The sequence below is a fragment of the Novosphingobium sp. GV079 genome (assembly GCF_003058045.1).
GTDB lineage: Bacteria > Pseudomonadota > Alphaproteobacteria > Sphingomonadales > Sphingomonadaceae > Novosphingobium > Novosphingobium capsulatum.
Genome location: NZ_QBUE01000008.1, coordinates 78,557 through 99,541, shown reverse-complemented (window position 1 = coordinate 99,541; position 20,985 = coordinate 78,557). Strand labels below are relative to the sequence as shown.

Annotated in this window: 21 protein-coding genes and 1 tRNA gene; 13 read left to right on the top strand and 9 right to left on the bottom strand. The window is 65.1% G+C overall.

The features are described 5' to 3' along the window. Nucleotides 1-129: 129 nt before the first annotated feature. From clpP to C8K14_RS12190, 4 genes are all read right to left on the bottom strand, one after another. Nucleotides 130-825 (bottom strand): ATP-dependent Clp endopeptidase proteolytic subunit ClpP, encoded by a 696-nt coding sequence (gene clpP / locus C8K14_RS12205; protein ID WP_022678078.1) that lies wholly within the window; start codon nt 823-825, stop codon nt 130-132. 125 nt (nt 826-950) lie between these two features. Continuing rightward, the gene (locus tag C8K14_RS12200) at nt 951-1,790 is read right to left on the bottom strand and encodes a hypothetical protein (RefSeq protein WP_107716867.1); all 840 of its coding nucleotides are present in this window, start codon (nt 1,788-1,790) and stop codon (nt 951-953) included. Nucleotides 1,791-1,952: 162 nt separating this feature from the next. Then, nucleotides 1,953-3,515 carry a trigger factor gene (gene tig, locus C8K14_RS12195; protein ID WP_054132274.1) on the bottom strand — a complete coding sequence of 521 codons (1,563 nt, stop codon included), beginning with the start codon at nt 3,513-3,515 and terminating at the stop codon, nt 1,953-1,955. A gap of 71 nt (nt 3,516-3,586) precedes the next feature. Further along, nucleotides 3,587-3,671: transfer RNA gene (locus C8K14_RS12190), tRNA-Leu, on the bottom strand. 190 nt (nt 3,672-3,861) lie between these two features. Between C8K14_RS12190 and C8K14_RS22870 the strand changes: the two genes are divergently transcribed. Beyond that, on the top strand, nt 3,862-4,029 hold the full coding sequence (locus tag C8K14_RS22870; RefSeq protein ID WP_166643352.1) for a hypothetical protein: 168 nt from the start codon (nt 3,862-3,864) through the stop codon (nt 4,027-4,029). 18 nt (nt 4,030-4,047) lie between these two features. Here C8K14_RS22870 and sppA read toward each other — a convergent pair whose 3' ends face one another. After that, nucleotides 4,048-5,937 carry a signal peptide peptidase SppA gene (gene sppA, locus C8K14_RS12185; protein WP_107716866.1) on the bottom strand — a complete coding sequence of 630 codons (1,890 nt, stop codon included), beginning with the start codon at nt 5,935-5,937 and terminating at the stop codon, nt 4,048-4,050. A gap of 84 nt (nt 5,938-6,021) precedes the next feature. Here sppA and C8K14_RS12180 point away from each other — a divergent pair, with 84 nt between their 5' ends. From C8K14_RS12180 to galE, 3 genes are all read left to right on the top strand, one after another. After that, nucleotides 6,022-7,065: an aspartate carbamoyltransferase catalytic subunit gene (locus C8K14_RS12180; RefSeq protein ID WP_107716865.1), complete on the top strand. Its 1,044-nt coding sequence runs from the start codon at nt 6,022-6,024 to the stop codon at nt 7,063-7,065. Continuing rightward, entirely contained in the window at nt 7,062-8,294 is a 1,233-nt protein-coding gene (locus C8K14_RS12175) for a dihydroorotase family protein (protein ID WP_107716864.1), read from the top strand. Before C8K14_RS12180 ends, C8K14_RS12175 begins: the two co-directional genes overlap by 4 nt. A gap of 83 nt (nt 8,295-8,377) precedes the next feature. Next, nucleotides 8,378-9,391: a UDP-glucose 4-epimerase GalE gene (gene galE / locus C8K14_RS12170; RefSeq protein ID WP_107716863.1), complete on the top strand. Its 1,014-nt coding sequence runs from the start codon at nt 8,378-8,380 to the stop codon at nt 9,389-9,391. A 27-nt stretch (nt 9,392-9,418) separates the two neighbouring features. Here the strand turns inward: galE and C8K14_RS12165 are convergent, their stop codons facing one another. The 3 genes from C8K14_RS12165 to C8K14_RS12155 all read right to left on the bottom strand — a co-directional run bounded on the left by C8K14_RS12165 (nt 9,419) and on the right by C8K14_RS12155 (nt 11,512). Then, nucleotides 9,419-9,667 (bottom strand): ribbon-helix-helix domain-containing protein, encoded by a 249-nt coding sequence (locus tag C8K14_RS12165; RefSeq protein WP_028657920.1) that lies wholly within the window; start codon nt 9,665-9,667, stop codon nt 9,419-9,421. 43 nt (nt 9,668-9,710) lie between these two features. Next, nucleotides 9,711-10,433, bottom strand: a complete 723-nt coding sequence (gene phbB / locus C8K14_RS12160; protein ID WP_062787004.1) for an acetoacetyl-CoA reductase — start codon at nt 10,431-10,433, stop codon at nt 9,711-9,713. Between the two features lie 296 nt (nt 10,434-10,729). Further along, entirely contained in the window at nt 10,730-11,512 is a 783-nt protein-coding gene (locus C8K14_RS12155; RefSeq protein ID WP_107716862.1) for a hypothetical protein, read from the bottom strand. Between the two features lie 725 nt (nt 11,513-12,237). On the opposite strand from C8K14_RS12155, the gene C8K14_RS12145 reads away from it, so the two are divergent. The 6 genes from C8K14_RS12145 (at nt 12,238) to C8K14_RS12125 (ending at nt 18,515) form a co-directional block, all read left to right on the top strand. Further along, nucleotides 12,238-12,654, top strand: coding sequence for a DUF3576 domain-containing protein (locus C8K14_RS12145; RefSeq protein WP_369801301.1), 417 nt, complete (start codon nt 12,238-12,240; stop codon nt 12,652-12,654). An 89-nt stretch (nt 12,655-12,743) separates the two neighbouring features. Further along, nucleotides 12,744-15,284, top strand: a complete 2,541-nt coding sequence (gene leuS, locus C8K14_RS12140) for a leucine--tRNA ligase (RefSeq protein ID WP_107716860.1) — start codon at nt 12,744-12,746, stop codon at nt 15,282-15,284. A gap of 19 nt (nt 15,285-15,303) precedes the next feature. Further along, the gene (gene lptE / locus C8K14_RS12135; protein WP_107716859.1) at nt 15,304-15,840 is read left to right on the top strand and encodes an LPS assembly lipoprotein LptE; all 537 of its coding nucleotides are present in this window, start codon (nt 15,304-15,306) and stop codon (nt 15,838-15,840) included. 10 nt (nt 15,841-15,850) lie between these two features. Continuing rightward, nucleotides 15,851-16,873 carry a DNA polymerase III subunit delta gene (gene holA / locus C8K14_RS12130; RefSeq protein WP_107716858.1) on the top strand — a complete coding sequence of 341 codons (1,023 nt, stop codon included), beginning with the start codon at nt 15,851-15,853 and terminating at the stop codon, nt 16,871-16,873. Nucleotides 16,874-16,956: 83 nt separating this feature from the next. Beyond that, a complete protein-coding gene (locus C8K14_RS23125) occupies nt 16,957-17,085 on the top strand; it encodes a hypothetical protein (RefSeq protein WP_255421341.1) in 129 nt (42 codons plus the stop codon). Nucleotides 17,086-17,093: 8 nt separating this feature from the next. Continuing rightward, a complete protein-coding gene (locus C8K14_RS12125; RefSeq protein ID WP_233251058.1) occupies nt 17,094-18,515 on the top strand; it encodes an exopolysaccharide biosynthesis polyprenyl glycosylphosphotransferase in 1,422 nt (473 codons plus the stop codon). 51 nt (nt 18,516-18,566) lie between these two features. Here C8K14_RS12125 and C8K14_RS12120 read toward each other — a convergent pair whose 3' ends face one another. Continuing rightward, a complete protein-coding gene (locus tag C8K14_RS12120) occupies nt 18,567-19,571 on the bottom strand; it encodes an acyltransferase family protein (protein ID WP_158271906.1) in 1,005 nt (334 codons plus the stop codon). Nucleotides 19,572-19,597: 26 nt separating this feature from the next. Here C8K14_RS12120 and C8K14_RS22380 point away from each other — a divergent pair, with 26 nt between their 5' ends. From C8K14_RS22380 to C8K14_RS12110, 3 genes are all read left to right on the top strand, one after another. Beyond that, nucleotides 19,598-19,891, top strand: coding sequence for a hypothetical protein (locus C8K14_RS22380; RefSeq protein WP_133726806.1), 294 nt, complete (start codon nt 19,598-19,600; stop codon nt 19,889-19,891). A 168-nt stretch (nt 19,892-20,059) separates the two neighbouring features. Further along, the gene (locus C8K14_RS12115; protein ID WP_062787015.1) at nt 20,060-20,332 is read left to right on the top strand and encodes a hypothetical protein; all 273 of its coding nucleotides are present in this window, start codon (nt 20,060-20,062) and stop codon (nt 20,330-20,332) included. A gap of 306 nt (nt 20,333-20,638) precedes the next feature. Continuing rightward, a complete protein-coding gene (locus tag C8K14_RS12110) occupies nt 20,639-20,908 on the top strand; it encodes a hypothetical protein (protein ID WP_062787018.1) in 270 nt (89 codons plus the stop codon). The last annotated feature ends 77 nt before the right edge of the window (nt 20,909-20,985 follow it).

The window sequence follows — 20,985 nt, the reverse complement described above, 5'->3', positions numbered from 1 at the left end:
CTCCACGAGGGGCGGGCCCGGCTATCCTACTACCCCAAGGGTATTAATCAACCGGACACGAAACGAGGTGATGGTATCTGCCACGCGGCTCCTTTCGCAACGCTTAAGGAGCCGGGACAGAAGAGAAAATCAGGCCGAAGGCGCCCCGCCGGTGCCGCTTTCGACGCCGACCTGTTCAGATTGGGGACGCGATTCGAACACCTTGTCGACCAGACCGAAGGCCAGAGCCTCGTCCGCTTCGAGGAAGGTATCGCGGTCCATCGCCTTCTCGACCTCTTCCAGGCTCTTGCCGGTGTACTTCACATAGAGGTCGTTCATGCGCTTCTTGATACGCAGGATTTCGCGGGCCTGGATCTCGATATCCGAAGCCATGCCCTGCGCTCCGCCCGAAGGCTGGTGGATCATGATTCGCGCATGCGGCAGCGCGATGCGCATGCCCGGTTCGCCCGCGGCGAGCAGGAAGCTGCCCATCGAGCAGGCCTGGCCGATGCACACGGTCGACACGCGCGGGCGGATGTACTGCATGGTATCATGGATCGCCATGCCCGCCGTCACCACGCCACCGGGCGAGTTGATGTACATCGAAATGTCCTTCGAGGGGTTTTCCGACTCGAGGAACAGGAGCTGGGCCACGATCAGTGACGCCATGTGGTCTTCCACCTGGCCAGTCACGAACACGATGCGTTCGCGCAGCAGGCGGCTGAAAATGTCGAAGCTGCGTTCGCCACGGCTGGTCTGCTCGACGACGACCGGGACGAGCGCGCCAGTCACCGGATCAGCGTGGAACTTTCCTTGGGCAGAGCTGCTGCCGAACACGTCGAGCATGGGAATCCTCATCTGGTTGCGATGGCCTATGTCGCGTGCCAGCAAAGGATGTTCAAGGGCATTAACCGCGAATGCGCGGGAATGCGTGGATAGTGGGCCAGATTCGGGCGGCTTTCGCCGCGTGGTCAGACCTGCACCCGCGCCCGCAGGGCTTCGAGTGCAGCCAGTTGTGCTTCCATCGCCCGCAGGCGGGCCTCGGTTCGGGCCACCCGCTCGCGCAACTCGCGGCTGCGCCTGCTTCCCGGCAGCAACCTTGCCAGGAAGCGGCCCGCGTCGCCCAGGCTGGCGGCCATGGCATCGAGCAGGCCCGGGCGCGGCACGGCCGGCGCGCGATGGCGCGGCAGGGGGCTGCGATCATCGGGCGCTACCCAGTGCACACCAGGCGGCGAAGGCTGCAGCAGTGGCTGCGCGGCAGGCATCTCGGCCGGCGGCGCACAAGCGGCCGCGACTTCCGGTGTGGCAGCCGCGGAGCGGCGCGCGTGTTCGGCGGTGATCATCGCGCGACGCTGCGCCTTGCGCGCGGTGCGGGTGCCCGGGCGGGGCGGCAGATCGCGATGCGGCGCCTTGCGCGGCGGCTCTTGGCGACGCGAATCGTGACCTGGCCGATCACGATCGGGCTGCCCTTGCGGTATGGTGGCCGGCCCGCGCGGCGCGATGAACGGCGCGCGCAGCGGCGGCGTGGCGGGCAGTGCGGGCGGAATCATCCCCGCCGGCCAGGCCGCCGTGGTGATGATCGCGCCACGACGGGGCGGCAGGATGAGATCGGACGGAAAGGCCGGCGTGGCAGCCTGGGCCAGCAGGAATGGCCGGGTAAAATCGGCCTTGGCCCGCTTGCTGGCGGCCTTGGCGGCAGGCGGACTGACTGCTGGCGGACCGGCAGTTGGCGGAACGGCAGATGAAACTGGCGCCTTGGCCGGCACACGCTGGCCGGATCGAGCGCCCTTGCGATTGCGCACGGTATGCATCGGCAGATCCCCCCGGGTTCCGATGTGACCGATTCTCTCATGCCAGGAATCACCGCGCCAATCCGCATGATGCCTGAGGGCAAACACCTAAAAGCAAACGGGGCGCCACCGTTGCCGGCAGCGCCCCATTTTTGTTTCTTGATCAGGCCGTGTGGCGCTGGATCAGGCGTCTTCGCCTTCGGCGGTCGCCTTCTTGGCGGCCTTCTTCTTGGCGGGCTTGGCTTCGCCTTCAGCGGCGGGTTCCGCCTCGGCGTCGGCCGCAGCCTTCTTCTTGGCCGGAGCCTTCTTGGCGGGCTTGGCCTCTTCGGCTTCGCCAGCCGCTTCGGTTTCGGCTTCGGCCTTCTTGGCCGCCTTCTTCTTGGCGGGCTTGGCTTCGGCCGGAGCGGCAGCGGCGCCTTCCTCGGCTTCAATCGCGGCCTGGAGCTCTTCGCGGGTCACTTCGCGCTCGCTGACTTCGGCCTTGTCGAACAGGAAGTCGACGACCTTGTCTTCATAGAGCGGGGCGCGCAGCTGGGCAGCGGCCAGGGGCTCGGAGCGCACATAGTCGATGAAGCGCTGACGATCCTGTTCGCGGTACTGCTGGGCCGCCTGGCGGATCAGCATTTCCATTTCCTGCGCAGTGACGACCACACCGTTGGCCTGGCCGATTTCCGACAGGAGCAGGCCCAGACGCACGCGACGCTCGGCGATCTTGCGGTAATCGTCCTTCTCGGCTTCGATTTCCTTGAGCGCTTCCTCGGGGTTTTCCTCGTTCTGCGCTTCCTGGGTCAGCTGCTGCCAGATCTGCTCGAATTCGGCTTCCACCATCGAGGGCGGCACGTCGAAGTCATGGCCGGCAGCCAGCTGGTCGAGCAGGGCGCGCTTCATCTGGGTGCGGGTCAGGCCGGCAGTTTCCTGCTCCAGCTGGCCCTTGAGCAGGCCACGCAGCTGTTCCAGGCTTTCCAGGCCCAGCGCCTTGGCGAAATCGTCGTCAGCAACGAATTCACCCGGATTCTTCACCGCCTTGACCGTGATGTCAAAGGTGGTTTCCTTGCCGGCCAGGTTGGCGGCGGGATAGTCCTCGGGGAAGGTCACGGTAATGACCTTTTCGTCGCCGGCCTTGGCGCCAACGAGCTGTTCCTCGAAACCGGGGATGAAGCGGCCAGCGCCGATTTCCAGCGCCTGGTCTTCAGCCGCGCCACCTTCGAAGGGTTCGCCGTCCAGCTTGCCGAGGAAGTCGATGATCAGCTGGTCGCCGTCCTTGGCTTCCGCGCCTTCGGCAGCGTCGCTGAACTTCTTCTGGCCGGCGGCGATGCGGTTCACCGCTTCGTCCACCTGGTCTTCGGTCACGGGCACGACCAGCTTGTCGAGCTTGAGCCCATCGAGCGCGGGCGCTTCGACCTTGGGCAGCACTTCGAGGCTGACGGTCAGCTTTGCGTCCTGGCCTTCTTCATAGCCTTCGCCCAGCGACACGTCCGGCTGCATCGCGGGACGCAGCTGGTGGTCGGCCACCAGCTTGTCCATCGCTTCGCGAATCGTGGTCTGCAGGGCTTCCTGGTGCAGGGCCGGGCCGTGCATCTTCTTGACCAGGTTGGCCGGCACCTTGCCCGGGCGGAAGCCCGGCATGCGCACCTGGGGGGCAATCTTCTTGATTTCACCTTCCACGCGCGCGGCAATGTCCGCCGCCGGAATGGTCACGGCGTAGGCGCGCTTCAGGCCCTCGTTGCTGGTTTCGACGATCTGCATCCTGATCCAACTTTCTCGACTGACGCCGTGACAGGCGCCTCAAAATCCGTGCAAAGCCGGGGGGTGAACCCTGGTGCGGGCGAAGGGACTCGAACCCCCACATCTTGCGATACTGGAACCTAAATCCAGCGCGTCTACCAGTTCCGCCACGCCCGCATCCGGCAAAAAGCGAGCGGTGCCCCTATCGCAGCCGGGTGAAAAGCACAAGCCCGGCGCGCTTTCCCCCTGGAACAAGCGCGCCCACGCGGGGAACAAGCACCCTGGCGCGCGGTTGCCCGTTCATGCCCGCGCGATTTTCGCGTGGCAAAGGTCCGGCAAAACAGACCGGTCGCAAGGAGCATCTGCCATGGCCAGCACACCCCCGCCCGATCGCATCGACCCGCAATCGCCGCCCGACGTTCCGCCGGCGATCACCCCGCAGGAAACCCCCGAACCGCCGCCCAGCGAAACCCCGCCGGTAACGCCAGACCGGATCGATCCGATCAGCCCCGACGAATTCCCGGCGCAGGACTGATCGGTTCCAACGCAGGCGTCAGAGCAGCTTGCCCAGCAAGGCCAGCCATGACGCCTGCTCCATCAGGCCCTGGGCCGCGGGCGGCGGCGCCACGGCCGCAGTCCCGCCGCATTCCAGGCAATAGACCTGCGCACCTGCGGTGCTGTTGAGCCGGCCCAGATCGGCCAGCACGCGCCAACCCAGTGCCTGCTGCCGCTGGGCAAGCAGACCGGTAACATCGCCCGCCGCGCGGCTATCGGTGCTGCCATCATCGCCCATCAGGCCCGACAGGAAGCCCTGCCAGCCGCCGGGATTGCTGCCCAAAAATTCGGCATGCCAGCTTTCCGCCTTGGCGGCCTTGGCAGCCCAGGCCACGGCATCTTCCAGTTCACCGAACTGATCCACCAGGCCGATCTGGCGCGCGGTGCCGCCATCCCACACCCGGCCCTGCGCGATCTTGTCGATATCCTGCGGGCTCTTGTGCCGGGCATCGGCCACCAGGCGCAGGAACCGCGCATAATAGCTTTCAACCGACGCTTGCGAGAGCGCCTCGAACTGCGGGCTGAGGCCGCCAACCACATCGGGCTGGCCCGAGAGCGGCGTGGTGCGCACACCGTCCGCGGTGACGCCATAGCTCGCCAGCGTGTCCTCAAAGCTCGGGATAACGGCAAATACGCCGATCGAGCCGGTGATCGTCGCCGGTTCGGCAAACACCCGCTGCGCCGGGGTGGAGACCCAATAGCCCCCGCTTGCCGCAAGGTTGGCCATCGAGACCGCGACCGGCAGCCCCTTGGCGCGGGCCCGGGCAATCGCCGCACGGATGCGCTCTGCTGCCGTGACCGAGCCGCCGGGCGAATCCACCCGCACCACCAGCGCGGCGTAGTTGCCGCTGGCCACGGCCTGGTCGATCAGGTTGGCAATGCGCGTGCCGCCAGCCGAGCCCGGCCCGGCATCGCCATCGACGATCGTGCCGGCCACGGTGACCACGGCAATCGCCTTGCCAGTCGTCGGGGCGGGCTTGTCGGCGAGATATTGCGCCAGGGTAGAGCCCTTGTAGCCGCCCTCGCCCGCCGCCGGATCATGGCCGACCAGGTCGCCCACGCGCTTGCCGAAGGCGATCTTGTCACCCACCTTGTCGACCAGCCCGGCCTTGACCGCCGCCTGCGCCATGTCGCCACCGCTCTGCGCCAGCCATTGCGCCGGATCACGCGTGACCAAGTCGATATTGGCCTTGGGCCGCGCCTTGGTCACTTCCGCCTTCCAGGCCGACCACAGCGCGCCATAGATCGCGGAGAGGTTCTCCTTGGCCTCGGGTGAGGCATCGCTGCGGGCATAGGGTTCCACCGCAGACTTGTAGGTGCCCACCTTGAAGATGTGCGCCTTGACCTTGAAGCGGTCCATCAAGGCCTTGTAATAGAGCTGAGAACCGCCTGGCCCGGTGACCACCGCGCCGCCGATCGGATCGACCCATGCCTCGCTGGCGTGGGCCGCCAGCTGCACCGCATCGTCGGTATAGAGCAGCGCGCGCACCAGCACCGGCTTATGCGCGGCGCGCACCTTGTCCATCGCCGCGCCGATTCGGCTCATGTGCACCTGACGGCCGCCGGTGAACTGCTCCAGATCGATCACCACGGCCTTGATGCGGCTGTCATCGGCCGCCGTCTCGATTGCGCGGGCCACGTCGCGAGCCTGGAATTCGTGGGCGGGCGCCTCTCCCGACAGCAGCAGCTGCGCCGGTGCCAGCGCGCTGCGTTCTTCCACCACGCTGCCGTCCAGCGTGATGGTCAGGGCGCCATCGCGGACCTGGCCGGGCGTGGGCCGCAGCGTCAGCGCGGCATAGAGCGCCCAGAAGAACAGCAGGAGGAACAGGAGGACAAGGCCATCCTTGATCGCGACGAGGACTTTCCAGACCGAGCGGGCAAATTTCATGGGGGATATCTAGCCAGCCGGCGCGGCCCGCGCCAGTCGAAACACTTGTCGGGAAGGCCGCGCAGGTCTAGGGCGTGGTCTTCGATGCACCCATCGAGCCAATCCCCCTCGTCAGCCAGCCCGGCGCGCAGCTATCCTGCGGGCGGCCTTGCCTTTCTCCACCGCGATCTGACCGGAATCGGCCAGCTTGCCCGGCACGAGATCCTCTACCTGCTGGACGAGGCGGAGCAGTGGGTGGAACTCAACCGGCAGTCGCAAAAGCGGGCCGACCTGCTTTCGGGCCTGACCATCATCAACGCCTTTTTCGAAAACAGCACGCGCACACTGCTGTCGTTCGAAATCGCCGGCAAGCGGCTGGGCGCCGACGTGGTCAACATGCACGCGGCCACGTCCAGCGTGAAGAAGGGCGAAACGCTGATCGACACGGCGATGACGCTCAACGCGATGCGGGCAGACGCCATCGTCATCCGACATGCCAGCTCGGGCGCGGTGCGGCTGATCGCCGAAAAGGTCGATTGCCCGGTGCTCAACGCCGGTGATGGCCAGCACGAACACCCCACCCAGGCGCTGCTCGATGCGCTGACCATCCGCCATGCGCTGGGCCTGCCCAAAGGCAGCGATCTCAACGGTCTGCGCGTGACGATCTGCGGCGATATCCTGCACAGCCGGGTGGCGCGGTCCAACATCCTGTCGCTGACCGCGCTGGGCTGCGAGGTGAGCGTTTGCGCCCCGCCCGCGCTGATGCCGGCGGAAATCGAGGTGATGGGCGTCAAGGTATTCCACGATTTCGACGCCGCGCTCAAAGGCGCGCAAGTGGTGATGATGCTGCGCCTGCAGATGGAGCGCATGCAGGGCCAGTTCATCCCCTCCCCGCGTGAATATCGCCACCTCTATGGCCTGTCGCTCGATCGCCTGGCCCAGGCCGAGGCGGGCGCGCTGGTCATGCATCCCGGGCCGATGAACCGCGGAATCGAAATCGACAGCCAGGTGGCCGATCATGTCGAACGCAGCCTGATCACCCGCCAGGTGGAAAGCGGCGTGGCGATCCGCATGGCCTGCCTGGAAGTGCTCACCCGGCGCGCCCGGCAATTGCCCGGCTGGGAACCGCTGGGCGGAGAAAACGCATGACGCCGCAACCCCTTGTCATCACCAATGGGCGCCTGGTCCTGCCCACCGGAGAGCCGATGGCCGCCGATCTGCGCTGCCAGGGCGGGCGCATCGTGGCGCTCGGTGCCGAGGCCGTGGCCCAGGATGGCGATGCCGTGTTCGATGCGCGCGGCGCGCTGGTTGCGCCGGGCCTGGTCGATCTGGGCGTGTTCGCGATCGACAAGCCGGCGTTTCATTTTGGCGGAATTACCCGCGCCGCGCTGATGCCGGATCAGGGCCCGCCGCTTGATCACCCGGCGCGGGTGCGGTTTGCCGCGCAATCGGGCAAGCCCGATTTCTGGGTCCACCCCCTCGCCGCTGCCACGCGCGGGCTTGAAGGTGCCGAACTTGCCGAACTGGCGCTGATGCGTGATGCCGGGGCGCGCGCGGTCAGCACCGGTCGCCGCTGGATCGCCGATTCGGGCGTGATGCTGCGGCTCCTGTCCTACTGCGCGATGCTCGACCTTGTCGTGGTGACCCATGCCGAGGACGATGGCATCACCGGCCATGCCGTCGCCACCGCCGGCGAAGTGGCGACGCGGCTGGGCCTGCCCTCTGCCCCGGCCGAGGCGGAAAGCCTGGCTGTGGCGCGTGATATCGCGCTGGCCGAAATGACCGACGCGCGCCTGCACATCCGCCAGGTGACCACCGCCAAGGCGCTCGATCTGGTGCGCGCCGCCAAGCTGCGCGGCGTGCAGGTGACGGCAGGCGTTACCCCGGCCCACTTCATGCTGTCGGACCTCGAACTGGTCGATTTCCGCACGTTTTGCCGCTTTTCCCCACCGCTGCGTGCCGATGCCGATCGCAAGGCCGTGATCGCGGCCATCGGCGATGGCACGATCGACGTGATCGCCTCGGGCCACGACCCGCGCGGGCCAGAAGACAAGCGCCTGCCCTTTGCCGATGCCGAGCCGGGGATGGCAGGCGCAGAAACCCTGCTGCCGCTCACGCTGACCCTGGTGCGCGACGGCGTGATCGACATGGCCCGCGCCTTTGCCCTGCTGGCCGGCAATCCCGCCGCGCTGCTCGGCGTCAACGCCGGGCGCCTGGCGGTGGGCGCAGAAGCCGATCTGGCCGTGATCCATCCCACCCGGCCCTGGGTGGTCAATTCCGACAAGATGGCCGCAAGCGCTGGCAACACCCCGTTCGACCGCCGCCCGGTCGAAGGGCGCGTGCTGGCGCTGTGGAAAGGCGGCGCCCGGATCGATTAGGGCGGCCGCACGCCCACAACTTTTGCATCTTCCTCTTTCATGGCCTCGGCAGCGGGGCTCCAGCGCCAGAAAAGGTTCGCATCATGTCGAAAGTTCCAGTCCTTGTTACCGGCGGCGCAGGCTATATCGGCAGCCACGCCGTGCTGGCCCTCAAGGATGCCGGCTGGCCGGTTACGGTGATCGACAATCTGGTAACCGGATTTCGCTTTGCCATTCCCGATGGCGTGGCGTTCTACCAGGGTGACATTGCCGACCAGGACCTGCTGGCCCGCATCATCGCCGAACAGAATATCGGCGCGATCATGCACTTCGCCGGCTCGATCATCGTGCCGGAATCCGTGAGCGATCCGCTCAAGTACTACCACAACAACACGGCCAAGACCCGCAGCCTGATCGAGGCGGCGGTGACCGGCGGCGTGAAGCATTTCATCTTCTCCTCCACCGCCGCCACCTATGGCGTGCCCGAAGTGTCGCCGGTGACCGAGGACAGCGCCAAGCAGCCGATCAATCCCTATGGCATGTCCAAGCTGATGAGCGAGATCATGCTGGCCGACACGGCGCGCGCGCATCCGCTCAACTTCTGCGTGCTGCGCTATTTCAACGTTGCCGGCGCCGATCCGCAGGCGCGCACCGGCCAGTCGACGGCCGGGGCCACGCATCTCATCAAGGTGGCGGTGGAGGCGGCCCTGGGCAAGCGTGAGAGCGTTGGCGTGTTCGGCACCGACTTCGCCACGCCCGACGGCACCGGCGTGCGCGATTACATCCACGTCTCCGACCTTGCCAATGCGCACGTCCTGGCGCTCGATGCGTTGATCGCCGATCCGGCCCGCTCGCTTACCATGAACTGCGGCTATGGCCGGGGCTTCTCGGTGCTGGAAGTGCTCGACGCGGTGGACCGAGTGACCAACATGAAGATCACGCGCGTGCTGCAAGGCCGCCGCGCCGGCGATCCCGACTCGCTGATTTCCGACAACAGCCGCATCAAGGCGACGCTGCCCTGGGTGCCGCGCTATGCCGATCTCGATACGATCATTGCCCACGCCATTGCCTGGGAACGCAAGCTGACCGAGATTCGCGGCGAGAATTCGGCCGATTGACCGGAAACGTGGTGGAGCTGCGCGCGCTCAATCGCTGCGCGCAGCTGCCACGGCTTGCGCCGCCAGCCACAGGCGAATCGCCCCGGCGAGGCCGGGCGGCGTCGGGCTGGCAATGCGTTCGGCATCGATTCGCGCGACCAGCGCATTGAGCGGCAGGCCTTCAGCCTCTGCCGCGCGGCGCAGCCAATCCCAGAACAGCGGTTCCAGGCTGATCGAGGTCTTGTGCCCGGCAATTTCGACCGAGCGCTTGACCGGAGGATGATAGGGACTGGTCATGCCGCAGGCGACGGGCGGCACGCGCGGTGCCGCCCGTCAAACATCAGTACATGTGCTGGCCACCATTGATCGACATCGTCGATCCGGTAACGAAGCCGCCCTCTTCCGAAGTCAGGAAGGCAACGCCACGCGCGATTTCGCTGGCCTGGCCGAGGCGGCCGGTGGGAATGCGGGCAACGATCTTTTCCAGCACGGCGGGCGGCACCGCCGCGACCATGTCGGTATCGATATAGCCCGGCGCGATGGCATTGACCGTCACGCCATACTTAGCGCCTTCCTGGGCCAGGGCCTTGGTAAAGCCATGAATGCCGGATTTGGCTGCGGCATAGTTGACCTGGCCATACTGGCCGGCTTGGCCGTTGATCGAGCCGATGTTGACGATGCGGCCCCAACCGCGATCACGCATGCCCTGGAACGTGGCCTTCGCCATGTTGAAGCAACCGCCCAGGTTGATGCGCATGACCTCGTTCCAGTCATCGAAGCTCATCTTGTGCAGCACGCCATCGCGGGTGATGCCGGCGTTGTTGACCACGATATCGATCGCGCCCACTTCGGCCGCCACGCGGGCGCAGCCTTCCAGCGTCGCTTCGTGATCGCCCACGTCCCAACGGTAGGCCTTGATTCCGGTTCGTTCGGTAAAGGCCTTGGCCTTTTCCTCGTTGCCCGCATAGTTCGCAACGACGGTTCGTCCCTGTTCCTGCAAGGCAAGGCAGATCGCTTCGCCGATACCCCGGGTTCCGCCCGTTACGATGGCCACTCGCGTCATTCTTGTACTCCCGTACTTCACCAGCTTGGAGAGCGGCTAGGCTAGGGTGATGACACCCGCGCGACAAGCCGGCTTGCGTCCAAACCGATAAATTTCTTCGACGAATATCGATAAGCAATGGCGCAGGATTGAGGCAGTGATGCTGCGGCCGGAAAACGCAGCAAATGCGCCTGCTCGCCCCATGCGGACCGCGGCCACGCGCAGGATGGTGCTGGCGCAGCTTGCAACAAAAAGGCCCGCCGAAGCGAGCCTGTTGTTCCACCAAAATGGAGAAGATCGCGGGGGCAATGCGACGATCAGAAGCGGAACTGCGTTCCGAGGTAAACCGCCTGGCTGTCCTGGCGTGCATCGGTCAGCGGATGCAGGCGATCGCGGTCCGACGAATAGCGAACACCCGCAGTCACATCGAGATTGCGCGTCAGGCGATAGCTGCCGCCGAAATCGACCTGGTAATCGCCCTGGGTTTCCAGCGTGCGCGGGGCGCGACCAGCGCGCTCCTTCTCATCCAGCGCGATGCGCGGCGCGAGACGGCCAGTGCTGCCCGTGGTGGCAGCGGCCGACGGCGTGGCCACGGCAAAGTGATTGAGATCGGGCATGTCGAGGCGCTGCGTATCACGGTCGAAGCCGTCGCCGGTGCCAAGACCGCTGGTCACGGCAAAGCTCTGATAGCCGCGCGCCATGCCCAGGTTGAAGGCATTGGGCACGATGCGCAACGGGGTGCCGTTGCCGGCAGCGCCGCCGATGTTGCCGAGCACGCCACGCACCGAGATCGCCCGGGCAACTTCCGGGTTGACCCGCACAGCCACGGTGATGGCGCGGTCCGCACGCGAATCTGCGCCGGCCGGAGTGAAGCGGAACATATGGCTGTTGCCAAGGCCACGCACGGTGATCGCGGCAGCCAGCTTGGGATCGCCCGAAGCCGGGGTGAACGAACCGATGCCGCCGCGCGCCGCCAGGCTGACCTGGGCAAGCGGCTTGAACGAGCCGGTGACGGCACTGCTGACCGTGGGGGCGATGACCAGGCCAGCGGCAATGCAGGTGGCGGCGAGCAACGGCGCCCGCAGCGCGCGCGGCAGCATGGAACGGCGCAAGCCCTGCGCGTTCGCTTTTTTGCTGCCCCTGCCGCTCATGTTCCTGCCTGCTTCCTGTCTTTGGTCGTTGCGAATCACATTATGCATCATGCGATCGATGTGGCCGGTAAAACGACGCTAACATGACGAAGGCATGACACTCCACTTCGATGTACTCCTTCGCCCCGGTGATTTCCAGATTGGAAACGTCGGAACCGCCAAGGATTTCCCGCGCTGTGGCCAAGTAGTGACACCAATGCCGGACCACCTGCCCAAACACCCCGGATTGCGGGCCAAAGTGCATCCACCCACCCTTGCTGCAATCGGTTTTGGTTGCCCGGTCATTCACCACGCGTTCACCGCCGCAACCGCTTCAACCGTCAGTGCTCCACGCCCTTGTACGCCGGGGATTTGCCAGCTCAGATGAAACAATGCGCGTGTCCTGGCAACGCGGCTTGCCGGGCAGCGTACCAGGGTGATAGAGGCGTGGCCAAAGCAACCGTGCGAGGCCACGGAAAATTTTTCTCTGCCGTGCGCCAGCACGGTTTTATCATCGCCGCGGGGATGACCGCCGCTGCGCCAGACAGGACAGGATTGACGTGACGATCAGCGCCATCGCCCGCCACAACACCACCGCGGCCCCTGCCACTGCACCGGCTGATGCCGCCGGCCAGATCCGTGGCGCCAGCCGGACGATCGGCCGCGCGCTTGCCGTCGGCATCCTGGCCGTGGCGATTGCCGGCTGCGCAAGCCATGGCCACAAGAAGCTCGGCAAGCTCGAGCGCATGCGCACCGATATGGCGTCCAGCAAAGTGACCACGATCGGCGTGAATGCCTACCTGTGGCGCGCCACCCTCGATTCGCTGTCGTTCATGCCGCTGCTGCAGACCGACAGCAACGGCGGCGTGATTGTCACCGACTGGTACACCAGCCCGCGCAACCCGGGCGAACGCATCAAGGTAACCGTGTCGATCCTCGACCAGGATCTGCGCGCCGACGCCCTGCGCGTCGCGGCGAGCCGCCAGGTCTCCCAGAACGGTGTGTGGGTCGATGCGCCGGTCCAGGCCGCCACCGTCCAGAAGCTGGAAGACGTCATCCTGACCAAGGCGCGCGACCTGCGCCGCCAGGCGCTGCCTTCGGGCATCAACTGACCGACCCTACCCTTATCGACCGAAACGGTGGCACGCCCGGCAGCGGCACGCGCTTGCGATAAGGCGTGCCGCTTCCTAAAGAGCGCGCCATGACTTCCGCCCCGTCTTCAGAACCCACCCGTTTCGATTCCGCAACCGCCGATCTGCGTTGGCAGAAGGCGTGGGACGATGCCCAGTCCTTCCGCGCCGACGATACGAGCGCGAAGCCGCGCAGCTATGTGCTCGAGATGTTCCCCTATCCGTCGGGGCGCATCCACATCGGCCACGTGCGCAACTATACCATGGGTGACGTGCTGGCGCGCTACAAGCGCATGATCGGGCACGAAGTTTTGCATCCCATGGGCTGGGACGCCTTCGGCATGCCGGCGGAAAACGCCGCCATGGAAAAGGGCGTGCATCCGGGCGGCTGGACGCGCGAAAACATCGCCAACATGAAGGCGCAATTGAAGCGCCTGGGCTTCGCGCTCGACTGGAGCCGCGAAATCGCCACGTGCGAGCCGGAATATTACGGGCATGAACAGGCCCTGTTCCTCGATCTCTATGCGGCAGGCCTGGTCTATCGCAAGGAATCGGCGGTCAACTGGGACCCGATCGACCACACCGTGCTCGCCAACGAGCAGGTGATCGACGGGCGCGGCTGGCGCAGCGGCGCACTGGTCGAAAAGCGCAAGCTGAACCAGTGGTTCCTGAAGATTACGGACTTCGCCGACGAACTGCTCGAAGGGCTGTCCAGCCTCGACAAGTGGCCGGAAAAGGTGCGGCTGATGCAGGAAAACTGGATCGGCAAGAGCCAGGGCCTGCAATTCGCGTTCGACCTGTCGAACGGGGACAGCCTGGAGGTCTATACCACCCGCCCCGACACGATCTTTGGCGCCAGCTTCGTCGCCGTGGCCGCCGATCACCCGGTGGCGCAGGGCGTGGCCGCCGGCAATCCCGCCGCGCAGGATTTCATCGCCCTGTGCAAGCAGGGCGGCACCACTGCGGCCGAGCTGGAAACGGCGGAAAAGCTTGGCTTTGACACTGGCATTACCGCGCGCCATCCGCTCACCGGGGCGGCGCTGCCGGTCTACATCGCCAACTTCGTGCTGATGGATTATGGCACCGGCGCCATCATGGCCGTGCCCGGACACGACCAGCGCGACTTCGACTTCGCCACCAAGTATGGCCTGCCGATCCTGCGCGTGGTCGCCACCGATCCCGCCGACGCCGACAAGCCGTTTGGCGCCGAAGCCGAAGCGGGCGATGGCGTGCTGGTCAACTCGCAGTTCCTCGACGGGATGAGCGTGGCGCAGGCCAAGAAGGCCGTGATCGACCGCGCCCAGGGCGAAGGCTGGGGCCAGGGCCAGACCGTGTGGCGCCTGCGCGACTGGGGTGTGAGCCGCCAGCGCTATTGGGGCACGCCGATCCCCTTCGTGCACTGCGAAGTGTGCGGCGTGGTGCCGGTGCCCAAGAAGCAGCTGCCGGTCACCCTGCCCGAAGACGTGGATTTCTCGGTGCCGGGCAATCCGCTCGACCGCCATCCCACCTGGAAGCATGTGCCCTGCCCGCAGTGCGGCCACGCGGCGCGGCGTGAGACCGACACACTCGACACCTTCGTCGACAGTTCGTGGTATTTCCTGCGCTTTGCCAGCCAGCCAGCCGATCGCCCGTTCGATCCCGACGTGATCAAGCAGTGGCTGCCGGTGGAACAGTATATCGGCGGCATCGAGCATGCGATTCTGCACCTGCTCTATGCCCGGTTCTGGACCCGTGCGCTGGCCCGCATTGGCAAGATCGAGGTGACCGAGCCGTTCGGCAGCCTGTTTACCCAAGGCATGGTCACGCACGAGACCTATTCGCGCGTCGATCCCGCCAATGGCCAGCCGATCTGGTACGCACCGGGCGAGGTGGAGCGCACCGGCGACGGAGCAACGCTCAAGGCCGATGGCCAGCCGGTGGAAATCGGCCGCGTCATCAAGATGTCGAAGTCCAAGAAGAACGTGGTGGATCCCGACGATATCGTGGCCCGCTATGGCGCCGACGCGATCCGCTGGTTCATGCTGTCAGACAGCCCGCCCGAGCGTGACCTGCCTTGGTCGGAAGCCGGAATCGAGGGCTGCGCGCGCTTCGTGCAGCGGTTGTGGCGCCTGTTTGCCCAGGCCGATGCCAGCGCCACGGGCGAGGACAAGGCGCTCGATCGCAAGGTCCACCAGACGGTGCATGCCGTCGCGCTGGATATCGAGGCACTCGGCTTCAACAAGGCCGTTGCGCGCATCTATGAGCTGACCGGCGCCACCGAAAAGGCCGCGCCCTCGGCCAGCCGCACCCAGGCGATCCGCACGCTGCTGCTGCTCGTGGCGCCGATGATGCCGCATCTGGCCGAAGAAGCCTTTGCCACGCACGGCAGCGGCCTGGTGGCCGACGCCGCCTGGCCGACGGTCGATCCGGCCCTGCTGGTCGACGACGAAGTGACCGTCGCTGTTCAGGTCAAGGGGAAGCTGCGTGATACGCTGACCGTCGCCAAGGGCACCGCGCGCGAGGAACTGGAAGCCCTTGCGCTGGCATCCGACAAGGTGCAGCGTGCACTCGACGGGGCAGCTGTGAAGAAGGTGATCGTGGTGCCCGATCGATTGGTGAACCTTGTTGTCTAAGTCCCGCATCACGCTCTGTATGGCCTTGTTCTGCCTGCCGCTGGCCGGCTGCGGGTTGCAGCCGATGTATGCCGGCGGCGGATCGGGCGCCGTGGCGCGGGCGGTGTCTGCGGTGGACGTGGCGCCGATCGCCGGCAAGTCTGGCTGGCTGGTGCGCCACGCCCTCACCGACCGGCTGGGCAGCGGGGGCAAGCAGCCGCAGTATCGCCTCGACGTGCGCCTTGACGAAAAGCTTCAGGGCCTGGGCCAGCTGTCGGACGACACCATCACGCGCGAGCGGCGCACCTTGCGCGCGCGCTATCAGTTGGTCGATCTGGGCAACGGGGCAATCGTGCTCGATGCCACGGCATCGGCCGACGCCGGGCTCGACGTGGTCTCGAGCGAATACTCCGTGATTGCGGCCGAACAGACCGCGCAGGAAAACCTCTCGCGCGAAATCGCCGACCAGATCATCACCCGCGTCGCCACCCGGCTGCGCGAAAAGACCCAGGGCACTGCGCCTGTCGCCGTGCCTGCCGCCCCCGCGCCTTCGCCCTCTCCTGCCCCCGGCCAATAGGCCGATCGCCGTGAAGGTTACGCAAAAGACCTTTGCCGGCGCGGCTGCCCGCGCCGCGCAGGATTGCCGGATTTTCTATTTCTGCGGCCCCGACGAAGCCGGGGCAGCCGATGCTGCCGCTCGCATCGCCGGCCTCCTGGGCGAGGCGGAGCGGGTGGAACTGGCCGGGGCGGAACTGCGCCGCGATCCTGTACGCCTGGCCGACGAAGCGCGCTCGGTTTCCCTGTTTGGTGACCGCCGCCAGATCCATGTACGCACCGCCGGCGATGAAGTGTTCGATGCCGTCGAAACCCTGCTGGCTAGCCCGGTAGACGGCTGGCCGGTGCTGATCGTTGCCAGCGCGGCCACCGACAAGTCACGCGTGGCCAAGTTGCTGGGTGATCGCGGTGATACCCTGGTCGGCATGTTCCATCCGCCCGATCTGCGTTCGGTCGTCGATGCCGTGCGCGACATGGCCGGTGCGGCCGGCCTGCGCATGACCGGAGATCTCGCCGAGCGCATCGCCCGCGCCACCGCGCTCGATACCCGCATGGCGCGCAGCGAGGTGGAAAAGCTCGCGCTCTATCTCGATGCCAGCCCGCAATCGCCGCGCACAGCCGACGCCGCCGCGCTTGATGCCATCGGCGCATCAACCGAAGACGATGGCATGATGCCGGTGGTCAATGCGGTGCTGTCTGGCGACAGCCGCCGAATCGGCTCTGAACTGGCGCGCGCGCGCGAAATGGGAATTAACCCCGTCGGTTTGCTGCTTGCGTTCGAACGACGGGCCGCACAATTGGCGCAACTTGCGGGGCGTATGGGAAGTCGCAGCGATATCAATAGTTTCCTGGAGCAGGAAATGGCTGCGCGGCGAGTCTTCTTTCGGGACAAGCCCGATCTGGCAAATCAGCTCAAGCGCTGGCGAGGCCGCCGCCTGGAGCGACTTTTGCAACGACTTATTTCGTTACATCGCAGTTTGTTGGCCGATAGCCGCAACGCCGATCTGGCACTTTGGCAGGCCCTGGCGGAAATTGCGCGGGCTGCAGCGCGCTAGGCACGGCCGATCGCTGCCGTAGTGCATGCTGCGGAACCATGCTAAGCATAGATACTTGCCATTATGGGGCAAGCATGTAGATATTGCAGCGCAACAAAGACCTGTTCGGGCGCAGCGGCGGCCACAAGTCGACCGGATGGGGCACGATTCGCCTTACCTGCGCCCTAAAACGAAGGCTGCTTCATTGCGGCACCGGCATCGAAGGACAGTGAGAGCGGCAATGACCACGCTAGATCTCCCGGCCCAGACGGCCCAAGCCAAGCAGAGTGAGCAGCGTTCGACTAGCGCCGCGCGCCTCAAGCTACCGCTTGCCGCTTCGCTCGAACATCGCCGCCTGCAGTGCTACATGATGCTGATCCTGCTCGACGTGCTGATGATCATCGTCGCCATGCTGGGCGCCAGCGAGGCGCAATACGGGATGACGCCCGCTTCGCAGCTGCGGCAACTGGCGTTGCTGGTGCCGTTCTACGTAATCGCCGCGCTGGCCTTCAACGCCTACTCGCTTTCTGCGCTCACCTCGTCGCGCTTCAGCCGGCATCGGGCCTTTGCCTCGCTGCTCGCCGCCTTCACGATGCTGATCTTCATCGCCTTTTTCGCCAAGGTTTCCGACCAGATCTCGCGCGTGTCGACCGGCGCCAGTTTCCTGGCCTGCGCCATCACGTTGATCCTGGCGCGTACCGCGGTGCAGCCGCTGATCCGCAAGATGTGCGGCCCCACGGCGCAGAACGTTCTCATCCTCGATGATGGCGGCCTGCCGGTGCGCATTCCCCACGCCTGGCATATCGATGCCCGCCAGCACCGCCTGGTGCCCAATCGCAACGACCCGCACATGCTCGACCGCCTGGCCATGTTCATGACCAACATGGATCGCGTGCTGGTCAGCTGCCCGCCAGAGCGGCAGATGGAATGGGCAATGGTGCTCAAGGGTGCCAACATCACCGGCGAACTGATCGATGAAACGGTGGTGGCGATGGGCGTGCTTGGCGCGCGCCGGGTCAACGATACCGGCTCGCTGGTAGTCTCGGCCGGGCCGCTGGGCATGCGCGGCCGTGCGGCCAAGCGCGCGATGGACCTGGCCATTGCCGGGTCGGCGGTCATGTTCCTCGCGCCGCTGCTGTTGACCGTGGCCTTGCTGGTCTATCTCGAAGATCGCGGCCCGATCTTCTTCAAGCAACAGCGCCAGGGCCGCAACAACCGGCTATTCTGGATCTACAAGTTTCGCTCGATGCGCGTGGCGCAGCTCGATTCGGCCGGTGCCCGCTCCGCCAGCAAGGACGATGATCGGATCACCCGCATCGGCCGCCTGATCCGCCGCACCAGCATCGATGAACTGCCCCAGTTGCTCAATGTGTTGCGCGGCGACATGAGCATCGTCGGCCCGCGGCCCCATGCCTTGGGCTCACTTGCCGGCACCAAGCGCTTCTGGGAAGTCGATCCGCGCTACAATCAGCGCCACTCGCTCAAGCCCGGCCTGACCGGCCTCGCCCAGGTTCGCGGTTTCCGTGGCGCCACTGACACCGAAGCCGATCTGTCAGGCCGCTTGCAGGCCGATCTAGAGTACCTTGATGGCTGGACGATCTGGCGCGATGTCCAGATCATGTTCGCTACGTTCACGGTGTTGATCCACGACCGGGCGTTCTGAGGCTCATACCCCAGGCAGATGCGCCGCATTGCGCATCTGCCGCCGCAAAACTCAGCTTGCTGAGACAGCAGCCGCTTTAAGTCGCGGAACGCCCAGATAGGGGCACGCCCACGGCACGACCCGCTGCGCGATGAGCGCAAAGGCCACTGGCACCGCGACAGACAGCAGCGTCACAGCAAACTGGTTCTGCAAGCCCGCCGCGTTCAGCGCGAAATGAACTGCCTGGTGCAGGAAAAGGATCGGCAAGGTCAGCCGTCCAATGGTCGCAAAGCCGGTCAACAACACATCGACGCGGGCGATCCCCCGGGCCAGCACAAAAACAAGCTGACTGCCGGCGATTGCCAGCATGATGCCGAAGACCGGCAAGCCCAATTGGCCCTGCTTGAGATCCAACGCAAAGTTCTGGCGCGCCGTCATTTGATCAACCGCCGCCGCGGCAAGAATGACCAGCAGCGACAGGATCGTGAGCAACCGGGCCTGGCTGGTCCACGGCATGATCCGCCCGATCCAGATGAACAGCAGCACGGCGGGCACCGAAAGCAGGCCCAGCGGCAAAGGCCCGGCGACAGGCAGGCTGGAAATACCCTGCGCGATGGCGAACACTACCACGAAAGCGCCGAAGAATTTCCAGGAGCGCTCTGCCCCGAGGCCGTTTTTGAACATCATATAGATGACCAGGGCGATGTAGGCGGCGGTCAGATACCAGAACGGGCCGACCACGCCGGCGAGATAGTTTCCGCCCAGCACCAGGTTTTTCGCGAATTCCATGCCTTCATGAGGCGATTTGTGGAAGGTCTTCAGGGCATACGGGCTACCGACCAGTATCAGGTAGGTGACGTAGGGAACAAGGAACGTATGCGCGCGGCTCCGGGCGATTTCCTGCCAAGGCTGGTCTTTCATTACCATTGACGTCAAGAAGACGAAAAACGGCATGTGGAAGGTAAATATTGCATAGCTGACAGGGATATTGCCAACGTAAGTCATCACATGCCCGGCAACCACCAATATTATGCCGATCCCCCGGGCACAATCAATCCATGCTACTCGGCCGTGCATCGCGCATTTCCCCTCATCACCTTCCCATGACCTTAGGCGGCGCGGACACATTCCACAACGCCGCGGTTGCCAGGAAGCTGCCAAGCGGAACCCTGACACTCGCTTCTCAGCAAAGCCAATCTTTGTATCGAGGCAAAGCAACGACGATCGGCACCGTTGAGGTCACCCCTTCCCGGCTGGTTACCCGCGTCAGAAAAGCGGGTGTGTTCTCGCAGTTGCAAAATCATGTCGGGCACCAAAACCCTGGCGGCAGGGTAACTTTAGCAGACACGTCATCAGGCCATGCGCCAGGCGATTCGCGCCTGCGCGTCGTTTTTTGACGTCAAATTATCCACGTGGACGGGGCAAAATGCCCAGAAACGTTGGAACCAATTCAAAACCATGACGTTTTTGCCAACGCTCGGGAAATGCTGCAGCGCAAATAAGGTTCTTGCGGGTGCGGCCAGATTACGGTATTTTTACATAGTATTTTTCACATAGGGGTACTTATGAAGCTCTCCGGCATTGTTGGCACCCTGGTTGCCAGTTCCATCCTCCTCACCGCGCCCGCTTACGCGGAAAGCGTCCGCGCTGCCTCGCCGGCTTCGGTCCAGCCCGTGCGCGCCAAGCTGCTCAAGCGCAGCGCGCAGAACGTGGCCACCACCAGCAACGATGCCGACACTCTGCTGGGCTTGCTCGTGGCCGTGCCGATCGTTGCCACCGCCGTGGTTATCGGCGTGAAGAAGAAGGACAGCCCGGTTCCGATTTCGCCGGGCGTCTGATCGCTTCCCTCCCGATTGGTGCTTCAAGGCCCGCCGTATTCACTTACGGCGGGCTTTTTGGTGGGTGTTCGCAAACTTGCCAAGCGGGATTCCGGCGCCCTTCTTGCGCCTTGGCGGCATGTAAAGAGTTTGGCGAATAGTACGCCAATTGTGCTTTTCTGGTATCAGGCACGGGCAGCAAGCGCTTGCTGCCTGCATCATCATGCCGCTGGAAACGCACACTTTGCGGCACTGCAAAATAAAATCTTGCCCGAAATACGTAGATACACTAGAACGGCAGGGTAAGCCGATTCTGGAGTTGAGACCATGAACATCATGAAGATCGCCGCCATCGGCGCCGTTGCGAGCATGCTCGTAGCTGGAACCGCACAGGCCGCCGCCACCCGCCCGGTCGCCCCGGTCGCCGCTGTGACCGCCAAGAAGCTGGCCCGCTCGTCGGCTCCGGTTGCCGGTCAGGCCAAGGACGTTGATGGCGTTGTCGTGGGCCTCGCTGCCCTCGCCGCTTTCGGCGTTGGCACCTACGAAATCGTCAAGAAGGATAACAATCCGACTCCGACCGTTTCGACCGGTTCCTGATCGCTGACGAACAGTTAGAAAAAGGACCTGCAGGCCTCTGGCTTGCAGGTCCTTTTTTTTGACCTGAGGCGGCCAGC